Source organism: Cylindrospermopsis curvispora GIHE-G1 (genome assembly GCF_014489415.1).
GTDB classification, from domain to species: Bacteria; Cyanobacteriota; Cyanobacteriia; order Cyanobacteriales; family Nostocaceae; genus Raphidiopsis; species Raphidiopsis curvispora_A.
This window is the reverse complement of record NZ_CP060822.1, coordinates 1098982-1119441: the sequence shown is the minus strand read 5'-3', so window position 1 is coordinate 1119441 and position 20460 is coordinate 1098982. Positions and strand designations below refer to the sequence as shown.

Genomic DNA, 20460 nt, shown 5'->3' with positions numbered 1-20460 from the left:
ATTTTTATTTGTCATGCTAATGCAAAAAATGCCTCACACCAGTCATCACCATTGATAAACCAAGCTCGTCAGCAGCTTTGATGGAATCTTGATCTCGTAAACTTCCTCCTGGTTGCACAATAGCAGTAATACCAGCAGCAGCAGCTGTTCTCACTGTATCGTCGAAGGGGAAAAAACCATCACTGGCTAAAACAGCACCTTTAGTTCCTGCTCCCGCTTGTTCTAGAGCTATTTTGGTTGAACCAACCCGATTCATTTGGCCTGCACCCACACCTAGAGTGGTTCTCTGTTTACTGATTACAATAGCATTAGATTTGACATGCTTGCAAACTTTCCAAGCGAATAGTAATTCTGCCAATTCTTCTGGAGTAGGTTTAACTTTAGTGACAACCTGCCATTTAGCACTATCAGCAATTGTATCATCAGCAGTTTGTACTAGAAGACCACCTGCTATTGCTTTGACTGTTTCCTTTGGTCCACTCCATAGGTCTGGTAAAATTAAGACTCGCACATTACCCTTTTTATTTAAAATCCCTTGTGCTTCTTGATCACAATCGGGAGCAACTACGCATTCTAGAAATGTCTTAGTTAGTTCCAATGCAGTTGGAGTATCAATAGGGCGATTGAGGGCGACAATTCCACCAAAAGCCGATACACTATCAGCATTGTAGGCATTTTGATAAGCAGTAAAAATAGTATCAGCTTCAGCAGTTCCACAGGGATTATTATGTTTAATAATTGTCGCTGCTGGCAGATCTGTAAATTCAGCAATAATTTGTCTAGCAGCTTCTAAATCTACTAAATTATTATAGCTAAGTTCCTTACCTTGCAACTTTATTGCTGAAGTCCAACCAGTTGGCTTACTACCTGTCCCATACCAGGTTGCAGGTTGATGAGGATTTTCACCATAACGTAGGGTTTGAATTCGCTTACCCGCAATACTGTAGTTTTCTGTCAGGTCATTTTCAGATAAACTGGGATTTTCTCTCTCTGAGAGATAAGTTGCGATCGCATGATCATAACTAGCTGTGTGCGAGAATCCCTGCAAGGCGCATTTTTGGCGAAATTCCAGGGAAACTGATCCATTTTCCCGTAATTGTTGTAAATAACTACTATATTGTTCGGGATGACATAATACCGTTAAATGGGCAAAGTTCTTGGATGCAGCGCGCAACATTGCTGGACCACCAATATCAATTTGCTCTACTGCTTGAGCCAGGGTAGTATCAGACTGGGCAATAGTCTCTTCAAAGGGATATAAATTAACAACAACCAGATCAATGGGAAGAACCTGATTATTTTCCAGGTCTATCATATCCTGAGGAATGTCACGTCGTGCTAAAATACCACCATGTATACGAGGATGAAGAGTTTTAACCCGACCCCCTAATATTTCAGGGAATCCAGTGTAATCAGATACTTTAGTGACAGGTATGCCAGCTTCCTTCAGGGTTTTGGCTGTTCCTCCACTACTAACAATATCAAACTGAAATTCCTCTACTAAGGTACGGGCCAAGTTAACTATACCTGTTTTATTAGATACACTTATTAATGCCAGACGGGCCATAATTTCCTGGATTCCTTGGGGATAAAAAATTTGTGATAGAAGGTCATTTTACCAGGAATTATCCTGCTTGGGCCAGCTCCACAATATTACCATCTGGATCTTGGATAAAAATGGCGCGACGACCGGATGAGCTGGTTTGAAAGGTCACATTCTGGTTTTGTAGTTCTAGCTGTGCTGTGGTCAAATCTAGAACAGAGAAAGCTATATGGGGATTCAGACTCCATTTGTGATTTTGGTTTTGAGTAGGAACAGATGGAGCAAGAATTAAATGTATTTGATGGTGACCAATTTGATACCATACACCTGGATATTTCAGGGGGCGTTCAATTTTAGCCAGTCCTAATATAGTGCCATAAAATTGTTCTGACTTTTCTAAGTCAGTGACCAGTATGGTGGTGTGGAGACTTTGAATGATTTCCATTATATTATTTAGAAATTGTTCCGGATTTGACAAAGAGAATTTGTGAAGAATTTAGCCATTGGGCATCAAATGCTCCCAAATGAGTGGTCGTAATTAAAGTCTGAAACCGATCTTGAATAGCATCCAATAATTGATTTTGGCGCGAAAGATCTAATTCTGCCAACACATCATCCAATAATAGTAAAGGAGTATCATTAACCACTTCTTCAATTAACTGTAGTTCCGCCAATTTTAACGCTAAAACCAATGTACGCTGTTGACCTTGGGAAGCATATTGACGAGCGGGAGTTCCATTAACTATTAATTCTATTTCATCTCGGTGAGGTCCAACTAAAGTTGTACCCCGATATGATTCTATAGCAGAATGCTGTTGCACTCTGTCCAAAAAAAAATGTGGTAATTCTTGTTGTTCATCTATTGGTATTGGTACATTGGGCATATAGTTGATTTGTAGTTTTTCCGTTTTACCGCTAATACTCGAATGCCAATCTGTCGCAATGGGTGCTAGTCTCTGAATTGCCCTATTTCGCCTTCTCATAACTTTTGTTCCCGTAGTGACTAACTGGGCGTCCCAAATTGCTAATTCAGAATCATGATTTTTGATTCCCGTCTGTTGACTGGTTTTTAAAAATGCATTACGTTGACGCAGGACCTGGTTATATTGATGCAAGATATGGGCATATACGGGTTCCAACTGCACTAAGAGAGTGTCTAACCAAGTCCGACGAATGGCGGGACTACCCCTCACTAATTCTAAGTCTAAACTAGAAAATTCTACGGCATTTAAAATACCCAGAAAATCCATTTGTCTGCGAACTTTCTCTCCATTTATAGCCACGCTGCGACGACCATTTCGACGCAAATGTAAGGTTAAATCATTGACTCCCGTTATTCTTTCTAATATCGCACTGACTTGTGCTATTTCTGCACCCTCCTGAATAAAATCACGATCCTTACCCAAACGATGGGATCTTAATGTGGCCAATAACTCCACTGACTCCAATAAATTAGATTTTCCCTGGGCATTATTACCAACTAAGATGGTTTTCGGTGCTGTAAACTCAACTTTTTGTTCCTGATAATTGCGAAAATGTCGCAGCTCTAAAGATTGTAAATACATTTTGATATGGAAGATTTAACCCATTTCCCCATTCCCCCAATTAACTGTTAAACATTCTTCTTACCCATAACCCGGAAGAATATTTTTTCGCACTCAACCCAAACAAACATTAAGGCACTAAACCCTATACAGATGAACAACTCATGCAAAGGTAAATAATGGGTACCAAAGAAATCCCTCAAAGGTGGAACATAGATTAATAACAACTGTAAAATAGTTGTTGCAATTACTGCTCCTAACACAAATATATTGGATAGGGGATTCATTTCAATTGTCAGTTGGTTATTAGAACGAATGGCGATCGCATGGCCCATTTGGGCGATACACAAAGAGGTAAAAACCATAGTTTTCCAGCGTTCAGGACTCAGACCATCTCCCGTTGCGGACTTAACATGGAAATAAGCCCATTCCATCAGGATAATAGTGATGATGGCAAATACAATGCCAATGCGAACCATGTAAGATCCCAGTCCTCTGGCAAAAATACTTTCCCGGGGACTAAAGGGGGGGCGCTGCATCACATCCGGTTCCGGAGGTTCCACAGCTAAAGCTAAAGCTGGTAGACCATCAGTCACTAGGTTCATCCACAGGATTTGTAAAGGACTAAGGGGAACACCACCCAAACCCAAAATTGGTGCTGCTGCAATGGTGAGAACCTCACCGATATTACTGCCCAAAATGTACTTAATAAACCTTCTAATATTCGTATAAACCACTCTACCTTCTTTAGTAGCTGCTACTATGGTAGCAAAGTTGTCATCCAACAACACCATATCACTAGCTTCCTTGCTCACATCTGTACCAGTAATGCCCATCGCAATACCAATATCAGCTTGTTTAAGAGCAGGAGCGTCATTAACCCCATCACCTGTCATGGCCACAAATCTACCGCGTCTTTGCAATGCTTGAACAATTCGCAATTTGTGTTCGGGAGAAACTCTAGCGTAAATGCTGACTAAATCTACCTGGTCTTCTATTTCCTGGTCACTCATCCGTTGTAAATCTTGACCGGTAACCACCCTAGCATCCTTATCAGCAATACCCAGATCCACAGCGATCGCCCGTGCAGTTAACTGATGGTCACCAGTAATCATAATGGGGCGAATTCCAGCTTGACGACATTCTGCGACAGCTGCACGTACTTCTGGGCGGGGTGCATCCAACATACCCACTAAACCTAACCACACCAACTCATTTTCTGAGGTATCCTCGGATGCTTCTGGTGGGATTTCCTTCAAAGGTTTATAGGCCAAACCCAGAACTCGTAAACCCTGGGAAGCCATTTGATCATTGGCAATCAGAATTTGACTACGTTGCTCCTCTTCTATGGGAAAACTGCCATTACCCAAGTAAATTTGATTACAGCGAGCCAAAGTTAATTCTGGGGAACCTTTAGTGAACATTAAATAGGGTTCTGAACTGACAAATCCAGCTATTATGGGGTCAACACCACTAATGCCAGGATTACCAGTGGCCACTTCCTGTATTTGGGAGATCACGCTCATGCGTTTGCGTTCAGAAGAAAAGGGAAACTCAGACACCCGGGGTAATTTGCTATTCCACTGATCTCTTTCAATACTAGCTTTCCCCGCCAAGGTCATTAAAGCTCCTTCAGTGGGGTCTCCCAAAATTGCCCATTCTCCAGCTTCCTTTTGTAGTACGGAGTCATTACATACAGCACAGGCCACTAATAAACCAGATATTTCTGGATGGTCTTCTAAATCAATATTCTGCCCTTTTAATTGAAAATCACCCACGGGAGCATAACCTTCCCCTGTAACTCTAAAACCTTTTTGATTAGTGTAAACGGACTGCACCACCATTTTGTTTTGAGTTAAAGTCCCGGTTTTATCGGAACAGATAGTGGTTACCGATCCTAAGGTTTCCACTGCTGGGAGTTTGCGAATTAAAGCATGATGACGGACCATACGTTGAGTCCCCAAAGCCAGAGTTACGGTAATTACCGCAGGTAAACCTTCTGGGACTACTGCTACTGCCATGCTGAGGGATACTTCCAGCAGTTCTTGTATGTTACTAAAACCACGCGCTTGGATGATGCCAGTCAGGACAACAATCCCTACTAATACTAAAGAACCGGTGACTAACGCATTACCCAATTGGGTCATGCGCTGCTGCAAAGGAGTGGGTTCACTATCCACTGACTGGAGCATAGCAGCTATTTTTCCCAGCTCTGTTGTCATCCCAGTATTAGTGACCACAACCTTGGCACGACCTTGGACTACTTCTGTCCCCTGAAAAACTAAATTTAGGCGATCGCCCAATGCAGCATCTTTAGGCAAGGTAAGTACAGCTTGTTTACTTACTGCTTCAGCTTCACCGGTCAGGGCGGACTCTCTGATTTGCAGGTTTGACTGTTCCAGTAAACGTCCATCAGCAGCTACCTGCACTCCTGCTTCCAGCAACATCACATCACCGGGTACAAGGTCTTTCCCTGCTATATCCGCTAATTTGCCATTGCGAAGTACACGCACTGAGGGAGATGATAGCTTTTTCAAAGCTGCTAAAGCTTTTTCTGCTCGGCTTTCTTGGACATATCCAAGTACACCATTAAGAATCACAATTGCCATAATTGCAATTGTATCTTTAAAAGGAACTTCTCCCGACTTTAAGGTCCCCTGTTGTAGGGACAAAAAGTCCAAAAAACCAGAAATGAAGGCCACACCAATCAGCATCAACAACATGATGTTAGTGAACTGGTCGAGGAGAATTTGCCAGGGACTACGTCCACCGTGTTCTTCCAGTTCATTAGAACCATACTTGAGTAAACGTTCTTCAACTTGGGATGGTGTTAAGCCATCATCAGCATTACTATCAAGCAGCTCTAAAGCTTTATCTATCTCTAAACTATGCCAAACTGCGGCATCTTCAGGCAAAGAATGGGCAGACATTGTGTAAGTTTGTGTAAGTTACGGGAAATGGTTACAAAATTCGATCATAATTGAGTGATGGCAGAAATTCCATCAAATACCTCATTGGTGACTAGTTACTGTAAACAGTGGAGACCACCAATAAAATAATATGAATAATATGACGGAATAATATGAGTTTGATACTCCCTAATTTCAATGTTAGCCAGATGTTTGGGCAAAAAACAATTCGACCAGTGACTGCTGCTACCATCTATGGTATCGCTTTTATTAAAGATCAACTCCTTGCCATTGACTCCCTCAAGGGACATTTACTCCAAATTGACCCGGTTTCCGACAATAGTAAAATTCTCAATCCTCACCAGGTAAAAGAATTTACTGATGTCACCGGTTTAGCAGTTTGGGAAGACACCCTTTGGGTTACCCGTGGTAATAGCGTCTATTTATGTAAACTAAACTCCCTGGGTTTGGAACATTTTGCCACCCTACCATATAATGCTGATGGCATTGCTGTTTGGGATGCCACTGTTTATATTAGCTGTCAGAGAATGGGTTATATCCTGATTTTTGACAGAGACACACGTAAAGAAATTACCCGATTCTACGCCCCTGGAGTAGGTAAACAAAATTTAGCAGTCAGTCAGGAAACCCTTTGGATATGCGATCGCACGGAACAAACTGTCTACTCAATGGATCGGGCTACTGGAGAAGTTCGTTTTAGTGTCCTTACTCCCTTTGCATCCCCAACTGGTATTGCCATATACCATCAAGACCATACAGATAAAGATATTTTATACGTCTCCTATTCTTTGGAGGAGCCTTACATTCGTGACAACCCTAACGCTGATCCTAACCACGAGTTAACCTATCGGGACGTAACCTTTATTCACCCACTTCACTATCATTATGATCCAGATAAACGCTATGGACTGTCTAATGGTTATTTAGTGGAAATGTCCTATGTTGAAGAAATTGCTCCCCTAGAAGAAGTTTACTTAACCGATATTGAATGGCGTATTGCACTCCCATCGGAAACTGAAAGGCAAAAAGTCAAACAGGTAGAGCCCATTGGTCTACCCTTCACCGAAGAGGTAATTTCTGGACAAAGGATTGCAGTGTTCAAATTTGATACCCTTGTTCCCGGCGAAAGGCATATATTTGGTTGGAAGGCACTATTGGAAGTACGAGGTATTAAGTATCGTATTACTCCCAAAGATACGGAAGAAATACCAGAACCGACCTTGGAATTACAAACACGCTATTTAGTAGATGACGACGATTTAGCGATGAATACGGTCATCGTGCGGCGTGCTGCTCATGAAGCTGTGGGTTCAGAAACCAACCTACTGCGCAAAATGTATAGCATTCGTAACTACGTTTATGATGAGCTATCATACGGAATTAAGCCCCATATAGACACCCCCGATATAGTGCTAGGTCGAGGAGTTGGGTCCTGTGGAGAATACGTGGGTGTATTACTAGCTTTATGTCGTTTAAATGGCATTCCCTGCCGCACGGTGGGTAGGTATAAATGTCCACCCTACCCAGAATTAAAAGGCGTTCCCCTGCAACCCGACTTTAATCATGTGTGGTTAGAGTTTTACATTCCCAATTTTGGTTGGTTACCCATGGAATCCAATCCGGACGACATTGGGGATTATGGTCCCTACCCCACCAGATTTTTCATGGGTTTGTGTTGGTATCATATTGAAATTGGTAAAGGGGTTTCCTTTGAGACCATAAGCAGCAATGGTCAAAGATTAACCAAGGAAGAGTTATCCATTGGGGAATTAGCCATTAACCACATTCGGTTTACCATCCTTAAGGAATTACCACCCATAGAATTCTCAGAGCATAAAGATCAGGAAGAAAATGTTAGTCCCAATGGAATGGTTTGATCAACATCTGGAATAATCAAGAACAGTAGAGTAATCATAATCTACAAGAGAGAGTAGTAAAATGAGTAACCCTAGCAATTCTGGTAAAATCAAATTTGGTACAGACGGATGGCGGGGAATTATTGCCGATGATTTCACCTTTTCTAATGTTAGAAAAGTAACTAGAGCAATAGCAGCCTATCTGGAAACTGCCTACGACAAGAGCAGACCTGTTTTAATCGCCTACGACACAAGATTTCTCGCTGACGAGTTTGCCAGAACTTCCGGAGCAGTCTTGGCCGATTTAGGTTGGGATGTGAAAATTACCGTTCGAGACTGTCCAACACCAGTCATAGCTTACAATGCAAAACACCTGAATTCCGCAGGTGCTTTGATGTTTACCGCTAGTCATAATCCAGCTCCCTATTGTGGGATTAAATACATACCAGATTATGCAGGTCCAGCCACCCCAGAAATTACGGATACCATTGTCGCCAATATAGAAACGGCATCGGACGAATTACCAGGATCTAATCCATCAGGCACAATTTCCACCTTTGATCCTAAACCTGATTACCTTGATTTCATCTACAAATTACTGGACGTAGAAAAAATTAGGAGTGCCAATTTAAAGGTTAAATATGATGCCCTGTATTCCACATCCCGTGGTTATTTAGATGAGGTATTACAGTATTGTGGAACCCAACTGGAAAGTTTCCACACCTGGAGAGATGTGTTATTTGGCGGGGGTATGCCAGAACCTAAGGGTGACCAACTGGTAGAACTAGTGGAAGCTGTTAAAAACGACAAAGCTGATTTAGGTTTAGCAACGGATGGTGATAGCGATCGCTTTGGGATTGTAGATGAGCTGGGTAACGTGCTGACCCCCAATACAGTATTATTGGTTTTAGCCAGACATTTAATCAAAAACAAAGGTAAAAGTGGTGCCATAGTCCGAACCGTAGCGACTACCCACCTATTAGATAACTTTGCAGCCAAATATGGTCTGCCAATTTATGAAACTGCTGTGGGTTTTAAGTACATAGGCGAAAAAATGCGGGAAACCACCGTGTTAATTGGAGGTGAAGAGTCCGGTGGTTTAAGTGTGATTGGGCATATTCCGGAAAAGGATGGTGTATTAGCTGATATGCTAGTAGCAGAAGCTATAGCATACGAGGGTAAACCATTAAGTCAATTAGTTCAGGAAGCCATAGCAGAAGCGGATGGACCGCTATACAACAACCGCTTAGACTTACACCTAACGGAAGCTCACAAAAATGCTGTAATTAAATCCTACACCCAAAATCCCCCTTCCCAAGTAGCTGGTATTAGCGTTAAGGAAGTAGGTAGAAAGGATGGAATTAAACTGTATTTAGCAGAGGGTAGTTGGATCCTATTGCGTCCATCAGGTACAGAACCCCTGGTCAGAGTTTATATAGAAACCAACTCCCCAGAAAAACTGGGTGAGATTGCTAAGACCATGGAAGCAGAAATTGCTCAGTTAGCATAGTGAATAGGGATTGGGTCACGAGCGAAAATTCTACCTTTTGACCCCCCAACTCCTTTTTAATTCCTCAACCATGAAAAACCTCCCCAGTCTATTTACACTATTTCTATCAGTAGTTCTAGCTACTTGGATTCTGGCGATCGCGTTAATTTCCGTACAAAATGCCACACCAATATCCCTACGATTTTTAGTTTTTCAATCTATACAAGTTCCCTTTGGGTTAATGTTAGCCTTTTGGGTAGTGGTCGGTTTAATTACCGTATCATTTGGGCAATTGTTGGGGAACATGGGGGGATCTGGGAATTCCGCTGATGAGGAAGGGGACTTTTTTGTGGATGAGGATTTTCGGTAGAAGATAAGGTTCGGTTTACCGAACCCTGGAATTCCGGTTAAGGTTTTCAATTATGGTTTTGAATAATCCTGAGCGGGTGGGACAATGTTCCAATTATTTAATCCCCGGTCAATATCCCTCAAAACCTGTAAATCCTCCTCCACCTTATTATTACTATCCGGTGAGTCACCAGAACCTTTCTCCAAAAAGTTAAAAGCTCTTCTAAATTCTTGGGGAGTAGCAGTAACGGGTGCGTCAAAATGACAGGGAATAATCCGTGCAAAATCCCACTTCGCTACCCGGTTTGCCCAATTTATAGTTACTTGGGGAGCCCTGTTTAAAATTAGGGTTCGCAAAACGGGAGCGACAAAAATTTCTCCTCCCCTGGTGAGCAACTCATAAGACTCTTCCCAGTCTGGTTTCCAGCGGAAGGGGAAAAAACCAAAATAATTTCTCAAATTGCGCTGGGACAAATTTTTGGCATCTTGCCATATATCCTTCCATGGAGGTACATCCACCACACTGGGACGGAAATAAAAAGCAAAGAGAGCAGTTCTTTGCCACCCTTTCCGTCGGTTTTGTAAACTATCAGGAACAGTATCACCACCTTTTTCCTGAGCATGGTAAAGTAGGGGAAATGGATCCAATTGAATTATTGCTGGTGGATCCACGGAAACGGAAACTATTGTGTCCGTAACCATTAAAGTGCGGGATTGCTTATGAAATAGAGCCACCTCCCCAAATTTGCCTAGTCCCAAATTAATTGGTCCAAGGATAGCATAATCAAACTCATCACTAAAGGGAGTCTCATGAGGGTCTTGGGGTAATATTTGGGTGCGTCTCCCTGGTAAACCTAACCAACTCAAAGGTAAATTCAGGGGAAAACTCCACTGTTCGGGAGCTACAAAAACCCTTGCTCGACTAAATTCCCTAGCAAACGGTCCCACAAACACCTTATGCTCAAGTCCAGAGACTGTAGGCAAAATAATGTACTTTACATCTCCATGCAAGGCCACTAATTCATTTACTAATTTAATGCACTCCCTAGTGGGAGCAACAGGTGCATATACTAACAAACCACCTTGTGCCAACCTAATCACCGTCATGCGGATGGGTACAACCACATAAAAAACCCCCTGGATTTGATCAAAGGTCCAGATAGTATCCTTAACCACCTCTTGACGAACAGTGCGACGTTGATTGTAGGGATAAATAGGGAGAACACCCCAAAACTTCCATAAATAGGGGTTGCTCCCATGGGAATCAAAATTTATATTATCTTTGTCTGGTATTATCTTCACCTTGAACCACCTTGTCAATTAGTTTGAAAAATGTTCTGCACCATTTTTTTCTCACTCTTGCTAGCTGCAACATCTAATTCAGCTATCTCACCATTATTTAAAAACCAACCCAAAGCTCCCAAGTTTTGTTTTGCTTGCTCTCGATTTTTAGCACCAGGAATAGGAATTGTTCCCTTACAGATACACCAATTAATAGCTACTTGACCCATGGTTTTACCTCGACTATTTGCTATTTCTTCTAAAGTTCCCAAAAGTCCCTTAATACCCGGTAACATTTGTCGAAATAAAATTCCCCGTATTCCTTTGGGCAATTGGCCGTTTTCTCGGAACTTACCCGTAAGTAAACCTAATGCTAAGGGACTATAGGCAATTAATTTAATCCCCAAACTATCACAAACATCTTTTAAACCCAATTCGGTTACCGGATAGGTTGATAACAAAGAATATTGTACCTGTAGACTTGTTATAGGTATACCTCTTTCAGCAAATCTTTTGTGTACCCATAAAAGTCTTTTAGTTCCGTAATTAGACAGTCCCACACCTTTGACCAAACCCTGTGCATATAAGTCAGCCAAACCATCCAATAAACCTAATTCTTGCCAAGGTGCATAATTGGCTGTTGACCAGTGCATCTGAACTAAATCAACATTTTTACCTAGTCTTTTAGCGGAAGCATCACAAGCAGAAATAATGGATTTTCTCGTCCATCTCCAAGGATAAGCTGCTAATTTTGTCGCAATACAAATATCGCGTTGATTCAGTCTCTCTGGATGGGAATGCTCATAGTCTCTGCTGAATTTTCCTAACAGTATTTCACTTCTTCCCTTGAGTTTTCCCGTTCCATAGGAATCTCCTGTGTCAAACAGGGTGACACCATTATCTACACAAAGATTAAATACCTCTTGTAATTGCTCATCCATGCTTTGTTTGTATCCCCAAAGCAGTTGATTCCCCCAAGACCATGTCCCACATCCCATACTGGGTAATGATATTAATTGATTGGTTGCCATATGAATTGAAATGTTTACACCACTCTCGGTAAAATTATAAGCTCTTGTGGAACAGGATTGTATAATAAGGAATTTAAGTAACCGAGCGATCGCCTTCTGAGGTAATTTACCACAATAACATGGCAAAAATAAGAAAAAATTATATTTATAGGGGGTTGAGATAAGTTTTTTCGTGGTCGAAGGGGTAGGAATGTGATAGCATAGTCACTCCTGAAATGGCGCAAAATCTTAGTGTAGGTTGGGTTGAGGAACGAAACCCAACATTTTTATCCACCCACGGGGAATATCAGGTGTTGGTGGTCGTAGGGAGGATATTAGATGGGATTGACAAACAGCTCTGGAAATAAAATTTCAACCTACTTGCGAGATTTACAAAATGAAAACTCTAATTATTGACAACTATGACTCTTACACTTTCAATCTCTATCAATTAATTGCCGAAGTTAATGGAGAGTATCCGATTGTAGTATACAATGACCAAATAGCATGGGAAGAACTACAAAAGTGGGAATTTGATAATATTGTGATTTCACCAGGTCCTGGTCGTCCTGAGAACTTAAAAGATTTTGGCATTTGTCATCAAGCTATTCAAAATACAAAAGTTCCACTTTTAGGTGTGTGTTTAGGACATCAGGGACTGGGTAATGGGTATGGAGGAAAAGTTATTCATGCACCAGAAGTTCATCATGGTCGCTTGAGTGATGTTTATCATCATGGAACTGATGTTCTTACAGGAATTCCTTCTCCTTTTTCTGTGGTGCGTTATCATTCCTTATTAGTTGCAGATGACTTACCAGACTGTTTAGAAAAGGTGGCCTGGACAGCAGACAATTTGATTATGGGAATACGTCATCGTTCTTTACCACGCTGGGGTGTGCAGTTTCATCCAGAGTCAATCTGTACTGAACATGGACATACTTTATTTGAGAATTTTAAAGAGATTACCCATAAATTTAACCAAGATAATAACAAAAATATGACTAAAAAATATTGGATGGGCAATAATCAAAATGCACCTTTATTATTAACCAATTGTTGTGAACAAAAACAGCAACAAAAATTTGAAATTTGTACACGCAAATTAAGTTTTTTTCCTAATACTGAGCAAATGTTTGTACATTTGTTTGGCGAATCAACCAATGCTTTCTGGTTAGATAGTAGTCGGGTTGAACCTGGTCTTTCTCGCTTTTCTTTTATGGGAGATAGTAGTGGTGAAAACAGTCTATTGATTCGTTATCAAACACAATCTCAAGAACTAACAATTACAAAATATGATCAGATCAGTTTGAAGAAAGAGGGAATTTTTGAGTATCTCAAGGGGGAACTAGAACAAAGACACTGTAAATCTGATGATTTACCCTTTGATTTTAACTGCGGGTTTGTGGGTTATTTTGGGTATGAATTAAAGGCAGAATGTGGAGTCAAATTAAAGCATCATTCTACCTTACCTGATGCTATGTTTTTGTTTGCCGATCGCATGATTGCCATTGATCATCAAGAACAAACTGTTTATTTACTTTTCCTAACTGTGTCAGGAGAAACAGCTTCAGCAGAAACCTGGTTTACATGGATGGAACAACAGCTTAAAAATCTGCCTCCTCTGTCTCCTGTTATTACTGAAAAGAAAGAAACACCAGTGAATTTTCGATTAAGTCGATCTGAAAAAACTTATCTTGATGATATTCAGAAAAGTTTAGTCGAAATTCACGAAGGAGAAACTTATCAAGTTTGTTTAACCAATCAAATTAAAACAAATACCACTCCTGACCCACTGGCATTTTATCGCACCTTACGTTCAATTAATCCTGCTCCCTACTCGGCATTTTTGCGTTTTGGTAATCTAGCGATCGCCTGTTCATCTCCTGAACGATTTTTAAAAATTGATCCTCAAGGTTGGGTAGAAACCAAACCCATTAAAGGAACACTTGCACGCGGAAAAACTCCAGAAGAAGATTTTATCCTGGGTGAAAGATTACAGAATAGCGAAAAAGATCGGGCGGAAAATTTGATGATTGTGGACTTACTTCGTAATGATTTAGGAAGAGTTTGTGCAGTGGGTACTGTTCATGTTCCCAAATTAATGGAAGTAGAAACTTATGCCACTGTACATCAACTGGTAACAACTATTCGGGGTTATTTACGTGAAGGAATGACTGCTATAGATTGCATTCGTAATGCTTTCCCTGGTGGTTCAATGACAGGTGCCCCAAAAATCAGAACTATGGAAATTATTGACCGATTAGAACAAGAAGCAAGAGGAGTATATTCAGGAGCGATCGGCTTTTTGGGTTTGAATGGTTCAGCTGATTTAAACATTGTGATTCGTACTGCTGTCATGACACCCGAACAAACTTGCATCGGGGTTGGTGGTGGTATTGTCGCACTTTCAGATCCCCAAATGGAGTTTCAAGAAACACTCCTCAAAGGAAAATCATTGATTAATGCTATGATACTCACCATTCAAGGAACAGAAACAGCACCTTTTGATAATTACGATCGCTTTGAGTGTTGATCGTTCCTAAATCCAACTCCTAAACCACATACGTAGCCAATAATCTGCTGATGAAAGTGGTAACCCTAAATAAATTGGTAACCAAAAAATAAAAGCAGCTATTGTGGAACCAGTAACAGTCCAACCTAAAATACACATTGACTTATAACTACTGCGTAAACAACAATCCACAAACCAAGCTAGAGCCAAAAATACAAATACTAAAGCACTCATATAGTGATAAATAAATACACAGCGACTCACCCTCACCCAAGGGAATAAATTAGCAGCATAATTAATAACTACATATAAACCAATCCAAGTATCCACACTGATATTCCTGGGGATAAATAATCGTTTTTGTTGAATTGATGGAAGAACAATGCCAATAAATACAATTTGTAACAACAATATAATTGCAGTAATTCCAAACCACCACAAAAGAGGATTACCCATGGCGTGAACATCATAAATTACTTTGCCAGATGCAGCTGGTAAGGGTGGTCCAAACACAGGTAGGGGATCCTGAAAACTTTGGCTTTTCTGATAAAAATAAGCCATGGGTCGAGTCATTAATGGCCACTTATACCATGGAGCACAGTAAGGATGAACACTGGAATCATTACCCCCTAAATGAAGATGAAAGTTCAAAATTTGTTGATGAACTTCTATAAATCCATAACGACGATCAAGTTGGAGGTGGGGAATCCAAATCAGACTATATGTAATCAGGGGAATAATTCCCAAAAAAAATCCCATCTCCCAAATATTTATCTGGGTAATTTTTGCCAAGGGAATTCTCACCATATCTTGCTCATTTTTCATCCTTGATTCTTGGTTTGGTGAATTTTCCCGAGGTTGTAACCACCTAATTATCCAGCTCACTATCCACATTCCATAAACACCTAGTAGAAACCACAATCCATTCCATTTTGTGGCTAAGGAAGCACCAAAGCAAATTCCTGCTACTAGTAATTTTATTAATTTTGCCCACTTTTGCCTAGGTCTTTTTTCTAATGCCAACAATAAAAACCATTGCCCGAGTAAGCCAAATAATACTATATATATATTACTCAAAGCATAACGAGATTCTACTAAAAATAAACCATCTAAAGCTGTAAATAAACCTGCTAATAGTGCAAAACCACGACGATAACTTAACTGATAACTCAAAAAAATAGCTATCACCGGAATCAAAGAACCTATTAACGCGTTTGCCCAACGATAACTCCAAGAAGATAATAGGGAACCCGTCAAACTATTAAGACTATTTTGCCAGAAGGGAATATGACTACCTATCCAAATTCCTAGACCAATTATGTACTGACTCAGGGGAGGATGAGCATTAAAAAATGGCGTTCTTGTTAAATAGTTATTGCCAAATTGTGCAAAGTAAACCTCATCAAACACCAAGGTATTAAATCTAGCCAATCCCCAAAACCGTAAACCGACGGCGAATATAAATATTGCTAGTATACTGAGACGAAATGTTCTTTTGGTCATTATTTTTTTCATGGTTAAGTTAAATTTAATCCTAACTTAGCTTTCTTGTGATATAATAAAGCACTGTTAGTCATCAACTCTGTCCCATTCTCGCTAAAGCTATAAATTTTTCCCCGGGATAACCGAAAAAAATTAACCATAATTTGAGATAATGTAGCAGATTTTAATCGGGGTGTTAATGATCTATTACCGCGCTCTATGGATAACCCAGAGTATAACTCTCTGGGTATGTAGAAGTTCAAGGTCAAATCAAAAATCCAGAATTTTCTGGTGAGAGCATAAAAAGTCAATTTTTTCTGACCGGGATATTACCAATTAATAAGGGTGATCTATCATTATGACCAAGTATGATAAAATCTTTAATTCCTCAGCATTTACAACTGAATCCCTAAATTCAGAGGAAGCAGTAGCAGCTATAGCAATTATTAGTGCAGCTGTTGACTGTACTATAGAAGATATAGACACGGAAAGTTTAGCGGATATTTTACTAGAATTTCAGGTTTTTGATGGGTACTCTCAAGAGGAAATCTTAGAACTGGTCAATAGACTAGTAATTATTGCTCAGGAGGAAGGATTAGGTTCCCTATTTAATACTGCCAATACAAGTTTAAAAAGTGATACAGTCTTGGACGCGTTTGCTGCTGGTGTAGTAATGCTATTGGAAGAAGAGAGTATCACTATACCTAAAGAAAAACAGTCATATATTAAACAACTACAACAAGCCTTAGAATTGCAGGATATAGAAGCTGAGGAAGTTATTAGAGAGGTAATAGCAGTAATAGAAGATCCACAAAATATAGAAGATACACAAGAATTAAAACAACCAGAAATCATAGTAGATGAATTAGGACAGGAAATATACCAATCTCCTTCAAATAATTTCAGAGTTCTTGTACCTGTAACATCAGAACGAGGAGGGAAAATTGTTAGTCAACAGGGAATGGTTGGTTTCTCTGACAGTGGGGGAGCTTTCATCAGAATTGACTACTATCCCCTGACTAAAGAACATTTAGAAACTATGGAGGAGCAAGGACAAGAAACATATCTCCACTCTGTTTTAATTGAAAGATATTTACCTCAGGCTATTTTAAAACATATCCCGGGCGCAGAAATCAAATATACTGAGTACTTACAGGATAGCTTACTCCAAGATACTTTAAGTAGTTATTATTATGTACTAGTGGACATGCCTAAAGGTTCAAGCATTTCCCAAAAGGAAAACAATGGTAACCCAACAAGATTAGATGCATACCGTGGCTTATTGACATTCACCAATGGCAATTTTTTGTATATAGTTAGCAGTCAACGAACATTTTTTACTGGTGACCTTCGAGGTTCCATTCTAGATGAAGCTGAGGACATGAAGCAGAATATTTTAGAGTTTATTGAGACCATGGATTTTGGACTATAGTTAGCTGCTCAATCAATAACAATTCCCATGGATAGAATCCATGGGGATTGTGGGAGATGAGGACTAACCATTACTAATACTAAGCAGGAGCACTAACTAGTACCAAGTCACGGGTTTCTGCTTTCTTCACCTTCACCAAACCATCGTCATCAACATCCACAATGGCCTGGTCACCTTCTCTAATTTCACCGGACAACATGGCCTCCGCTAAGGAATCCTCTAATAGTCTCATTATGGCCCGACGTAATGGTCTAGCACCATAACTGGGATCATAGCCTTCCGTAACTACTAGGTCTTTAAATGCTTCTGTCACTTCTAACTTAATCCCTTTCTCTTGGAGACGCTTAGCAACTTCCTCAAGCATGATCTGGGAAATTTCTTTGACCTCGTCTTTATTCAACTGACTGAAGACGATAATCTCATCTACTCGATTGAGAAATTCAGGACGGAAATAGGACTTAAGTTCTTCGTTGACTAGATTGCGAATGCGATTGTAACTAGCGTTGGCCTGATTATCAAATTCAAAACCTAAACTCATACCACCCTTTTCAATTACCTTGGACCCAATGTTGGATGTCAAGATAATTAGGGTGTTCTTGAAGTCCACTTTCCTACCTTTAGCATCCGTAAGATGACCGTCATCTAGGATTTGCAGCAACATATTGAACACATCGGGATGTGCTTTCTCAATTTCGTCGAACAGCAGCAATGTGTAGGGTTTACGCCTTACTGCCTCCGTCAGTTGTCCACCCTCATCGTAGCCTACGTAACCTGGAGGTGAACCAATCAGTTTGGAAACATTATGGCTTTCCATGTATTCGGACATATCTAAACGAATCATGGAATCTTCTGCACCGAAGAAGTAGGTTGCTAAAGCCTTGGCCAGTTCAGTTTTCCCTACCCCTGTAGGCCCACTGAAGATAAAACTAGCTATAGGACGATTAGGACTTTTTAAGCCCACGCGGGCGCGACGAAGAGAACGGGAAACTGCCGTGACCGCTTGTTCCTGTCCAATTAGTCTTTTATGCAGGGTATCTTCTAGATGCAACAACAACTCAGATTCAGATTCGGTTAGTTTATTCACAGGTACTCCCGTCCAGGAGGACACTATTTCAGCAATATCCTCTTCTTCTACCTGGGGAATGGCAATCTTGGGCAAATTTTGCGCCATCGCTAGTTGGGTTTGTAAATCTAGCTCTTCCTGACGCAGTTTACTAGCTTTGCCAAAGTCTTGAACTCTTACCGCTTCCGCCTTCTCCTGGCTGGTATTTTTCAGTTGTTGTTTCAGCTCTTTGTTATCAATGATTCGGGAGTGCCTTAACCTTACCCGAGAACCAGCTTCGTCTATTAGGTCTATGGCTTTATCAGGCAGAAAGCGATCGCTGATGTACCTATCTGATAACTCAGCGGCAGCAGTAACGGCATCATCGGAAATAGTTACTTTGTGATGTTGCTCGTAAGCACTGCGCAGACCTCGAAGAATTTCTATGGTTTCTGCTACTGATGGTTCCCCTACCAAAATTGGTTGAAAACGCCTTTCTAAAGCTGCATCCCGCTCAATATACTTCCGATATTCATCCAAAGTGGTGGCACCGATACATTGTAGTTCACCCCTGGCCAGGGCGGGTTTGAGTATGTTGGCCGCATCCAAACCTCCTTCCGTACCGCCAGCACCCACGATAGTGTGAATTTCATCAATCACCAAGATAATATTGCCGACGGAGCGAATCTCCTCCATGACCTTTTTCAGACGCTCTTCAAAGTCTCCCCGGAAGCGTGTTCCCGCAACCAGTAAGCCCATATCCAGACTAATCACCTGCTTATTCAGCAATATTTCAGGAACATCCTGGTTCACAATCCGTTGAGCTAAACCCTCGGCAATTGCGGTTTTCCCTACCCCGGGTTCACCAATTAACACAGGATTGTTCTTGGTGCGACGACCCAATATTTGTACCGTGCGTTCAATCTCCCTTTGTCGACCCACTACTGGATCTAACCTCCCCTGTTGGGCCAACTTGGTGAGGTTACGTCCAAATTCTTCTATACTAAGATTCTGGTTGCGTCTGGGGTTGTCTTGACGACCAGCAACCACTCTATTATCTTCACCCAATATACTCATCACTCTACTGCGGACTGTTTGCAATTCAATTCCAAGACTCTTTAACACCTTGGCTGCAACCCCTTCTCCCGCATCAGTTAATCCTAACAATAAGTGTTCTGTGTTTATGTAGTTGTGACCAAGACCGTGAGCCTCTCTAAAAGACTGCTCAAATAGACTCTTGACTTTCGGTGTAAAAGGGATTTCCGGTGGGACGAAACCAGAACCCCTACCGATAATTTTTTCAACTTCCCGACGCGCATCCTTGAGGGTGACACCCAAATCTGTCAGAACCTTCGCCGCAACGCCTGTTCCTTCCCCTATTAAACCCAGGAGAATTTGTTCTGTGCCGACAAAGTTATGACCCAGGCGGCGTGCCTCCTCCTGCGCTAACATAATTACCCTAATGGCTTCGGATGTGAAGTGTTCAAACATAGCGGGTTCTTTCTCCGATACTTTTGCTAACTACTGCTAACAAATACACTAATCGATTTTATTCAACCTGTGCCAATTAGCATAAGTGGGTAAACTCCTCGTAGACCAATCTCAGTTCCTAGATTTAACTTGATATTGCTCATCCCTGCAGGTCGAAGGAATAAGGTTATCAAGGATATCCTTTGTACTCAACCAACAGATCCTGGCCTCTGCTGGTATTTCTCCATACTTAGGATAAATCATCATGCAGATGGTTTGGTTATTCTTAGGTTGTTGGTTTAATAGTACCACTTTGATCCGAAATTGGGCAATAGTCTTAAAGACACTGGAATTACATCCAGGATATCCTTATTTGACCATATTTGGCAGTGGTGAGAGCCGTATTAACCTGGATGTGGTAGCCGTCATTAGTTCCTATCCCCATATTACACGTCTGGTATGGTATGCTTTGTATTTGTTATAATAATATAACAATCCTCAATTATTTAATTCTCCTGCTT

14 protein-coding genes are annotated in these 20460 nt (G+C 40.9%); 6 read left to right on the top strand and 8 right to left on the bottom strand.

Going from position 1 to position 20460, the window contains the following annotated elements:
* Positions 1 to 16: 16 nt before the first annotated feature.
* Genes purH through IAR63_RS05240 form a run of 4 tightly spaced genes read right to left on the bottom strand, consistent with a single transcriptional unit; the run spans position 17 to position 6017 of the window.
* Positions 17 to 1567, bottom strand: a complete 1551-nt coding sequence (gene purH / locus IAR63_RS05255; protein ID WP_187706845.1) for a bifunctional phosphoribosylaminoimidazolecarboxamide formyltransferase/IMP cyclohydrolase — start codon at positions 1565 to 1567, stop codon at positions 17 to 19.
* A gap of 58 nt (positions 1568 to 1625) precedes the next feature.
* The gene (locus IAR63_RS05250) at positions 1626 to 1988 is read right to left on the bottom strand and encodes a VOC family protein (protein WP_096545744.1); all 363 of its coding nucleotides are present in this window, start codon (positions 1986 to 1988) and stop codon (positions 1626 to 1628) included.
* 4 nt (positions 1989 to 1992) lie between these two features.
* Positions 1993 to 3108, bottom strand: coding sequence for a DNA replication/repair protein RecF (gene recF, locus IAR63_RS05245; protein ID WP_096545742.1), 1116 nt, complete (start codon positions 3106 to 3108; stop codon positions 1993 to 1995).
* Between the two features lie 47 nt (positions 3109 to 3155).
* On the bottom strand, positions 3156 to 6017 hold the full coding sequence (locus IAR63_RS05240) for a cation-translocating P-type ATPase (protein ID WP_187706844.1): 2862 nt from the start codon (positions 6015 to 6017) through the stop codon (positions 3156 to 3158).
* 152 nt (positions 6018 to 6169) lie between these two features.
* Between IAR63_RS05240 and IAR63_RS05235 the strand changes: the two genes are divergently transcribed.
* The 3 genes from IAR63_RS05235 to IAR63_RS05225 all read left to right on the top strand — a co-directional run bounded on the left by IAR63_RS05235 (position 6170) and on the right by IAR63_RS05225 (position 9732).
* Complete coding sequence (locus IAR63_RS05235) at positions 6170 to 7894, top strand: transglutaminase domain-containing protein (protein WP_187706843.1); 1725 nt, start codon at positions 6170 to 6172, stop codon at positions 7892 to 7894.
* A gap of 61 nt (positions 7895 to 7955) precedes the next feature.
* Positions 7956 to 9383 (top strand): phosphoglucomutase/phosphomannomutase family protein, encoded by a 1428-nt coding sequence (locus IAR63_RS05230; protein WP_187706842.1) that lies wholly within the window; start codon positions 7956 to 7958, stop codon positions 9381 to 9383.
* Positions 9384 to 9420: 37 nt separating this feature from the next.
* Entirely contained in the window at positions 9421 to 9732 is a 312-nt protein-coding gene (locus tag IAR63_RS05225) for a hypothetical protein (protein WP_057177833.1), read from the top strand.
* Positions 9733 to 9782: 50 nt separating this feature from the next.
* On the opposite strand, the gene IAR63_RS05220 is transcribed toward IAR63_RS05225, so the two are convergent.
* Together IAR63_RS05220 and IAR63_RS05215 are read right to left on the bottom strand one after the other, a co-directional pair.
* Complete coding sequence (locus tag IAR63_RS05220) at positions 9783 to 11012, bottom strand: DUF4336 domain-containing protein (RefSeq protein WP_187706841.1); 1230 nt, start codon at positions 11010 to 11012, stop codon at positions 9783 to 9785.
* 14 nt (positions 11013 to 11026) lie between these two features.
* The gene (locus IAR63_RS05215; protein WP_096545733.1) at positions 11027 to 12022 is read right to left on the bottom strand and encodes an aldo/keto reductase; all 996 of its coding nucleotides are present in this window, start codon (positions 12020 to 12022) and stop codon (positions 11027 to 11029) included.
* Between the two features lie 376 nt (positions 12023 to 12398).
* Here IAR63_RS05215 and pabB point away from each other — a divergent pair, with 376 nt between their 5' ends.
* Positions 12399 to 14534: an aminodeoxychorismate synthase component I gene (pabB, locus tag IAR63_RS05210; RefSeq protein WP_187706840.1), complete on the top strand. Its 2136-nt coding sequence runs from the start codon at positions 12399 to 12401 to the stop codon at positions 14532 to 14534.
* A gap of 6 nt (positions 14535 to 14540) precedes the next feature.
* On the opposite strand, the gene IAR63_RS05205 is transcribed toward pabB, so the two are convergent.
* Positions 14541 to 16016, bottom strand: a complete 1476-nt coding sequence (locus IAR63_RS05205; RefSeq protein ID WP_187706839.1) for a dolichyl-phosphate-mannose--protein mannosyltransferase — start codon at positions 16014 to 16016, stop codon at positions 14541 to 14543.
* 337 nt (positions 16017 to 16353) lie between these two features.
* Here IAR63_RS05205 and IAR63_RS05200 point away from each other — a divergent pair, with 337 nt between their 5' ends.
* Positions 16354 to 17427, top strand: a complete 1074-nt coding sequence (locus tag IAR63_RS05200) for a tellurite resistance TerB family protein (protein ID WP_187706838.1) — start codon at positions 16354 to 16356, stop codon at positions 17425 to 17427.
* 79 nt (positions 17428 to 17506) lie between these two features.
* Here the strand turns inward: IAR63_RS05200 and IAR63_RS05195 are convergent, their stop codons facing one another.
* Entirely contained in the window at positions 17507 to 19960 is a 2454-nt protein-coding gene (locus IAR63_RS05195) for an ATP-dependent Clp protease ATP-binding subunit (RefSeq protein WP_187706837.1), read from the bottom strand.
* 244 nt (positions 19961 to 20204) lie between these two features.
* On the opposite strand from IAR63_RS05195, the gene IAR63_RS05190 reads away from it, so the two are divergent.
* On the top strand, positions 20205 to 20423 hold the full coding sequence (locus IAR63_RS05190) for a hypothetical protein (RefSeq protein WP_096545723.1): 219 nt from the start codon (positions 20205 to 20207) through the stop codon (positions 20421 to 20423).
* Positions 20424 to 20460: the final 37 nt, after the last annotated feature.

What these genes read in the sequence shown, in the direction of transcription:
- pabB (WP_187706840.1), top strand. Translation starts at nt 12,399, where the DNA reads ATGAAAACTCTAATTATTGACAACTATGACTCTTACACTTTCAATCTC.
- IAR63_RS05190 (WP_096545723.1), top strand. Translation starts at nt 20,205, where the DNA reads ATGCAGATGGTTTGGTTATTCTTAGGTTGTTGGTTTAATAGTACCACT.
- recF (WP_096545742.1), bottom strand. Translation starts at nt 3,108, where the DNA reads ATGTATTTACAATCTTTAGAGCTGCGACATTTTCGCAATTATCAGGAA.
- IAR63_RS05205 (WP_187706839.1), bottom strand. Translation starts at nt 16,016, where the DNA reads ATGACCAAAAGAACATTTCGTCTCAGTATACTAGCAATATTTATATTC.
- IAR63_RS05195 (WP_187706837.1), bottom strand. Translation starts at nt 19,960, where the DNA reads ATGTTTGAACACTTCACATCCGAAGCCATTAGGGTAATTATGTTAGCG.
- IAR63_RS05235 (WP_187706843.1), top strand. Translation starts at nt 6,170, where the DNA reads ATGAGTTTGATACTCCCTAATTTCAATGTTAGCCAGATGTTTGGGCAA.
- IAR63_RS05200 (WP_187706838.1), top strand. Translation starts at nt 16,354, where the DNA reads ATGACCAAGTATGATAAAATCTTTAATTCCTCAGCATTTACAACTGAA.
- IAR63_RS05250 (WP_096545744.1), bottom strand. Translation starts at nt 1,988, where the DNA reads ATGGAAATCATTCAAAGTCTCCACACCACCATACTGGTCACTGACTTA.
- IAR63_RS05240 (WP_187706844.1), bottom strand. Translation starts at nt 6,017, where the DNA reads ATGTCTGCCCATTCTTTGCCTGAAGATGCCGCAGTTTGGCATAGTTTA.
- IAR63_RS05215 (WP_096545733.1), bottom strand. Translation starts at nt 12,022, where the DNA reads ATGGCAACCAATCAATTAATATCATTACCCAGTATGGGATGTGGGACA.
- IAR63_RS05230 (WP_187706842.1), top strand. Translation starts at nt 7,956, where the DNA reads ATGAGTAACCCTAGCAATTCTGGTAAAATCAAATTTGGTACAGACGGA.
- purH (WP_187706845.1), bottom strand. Translation starts at nt 1,567, where the DNA reads ATGGCCCGTCTGGCATTAATAAGTGTATCTAATAAAACAGGTATAGTT.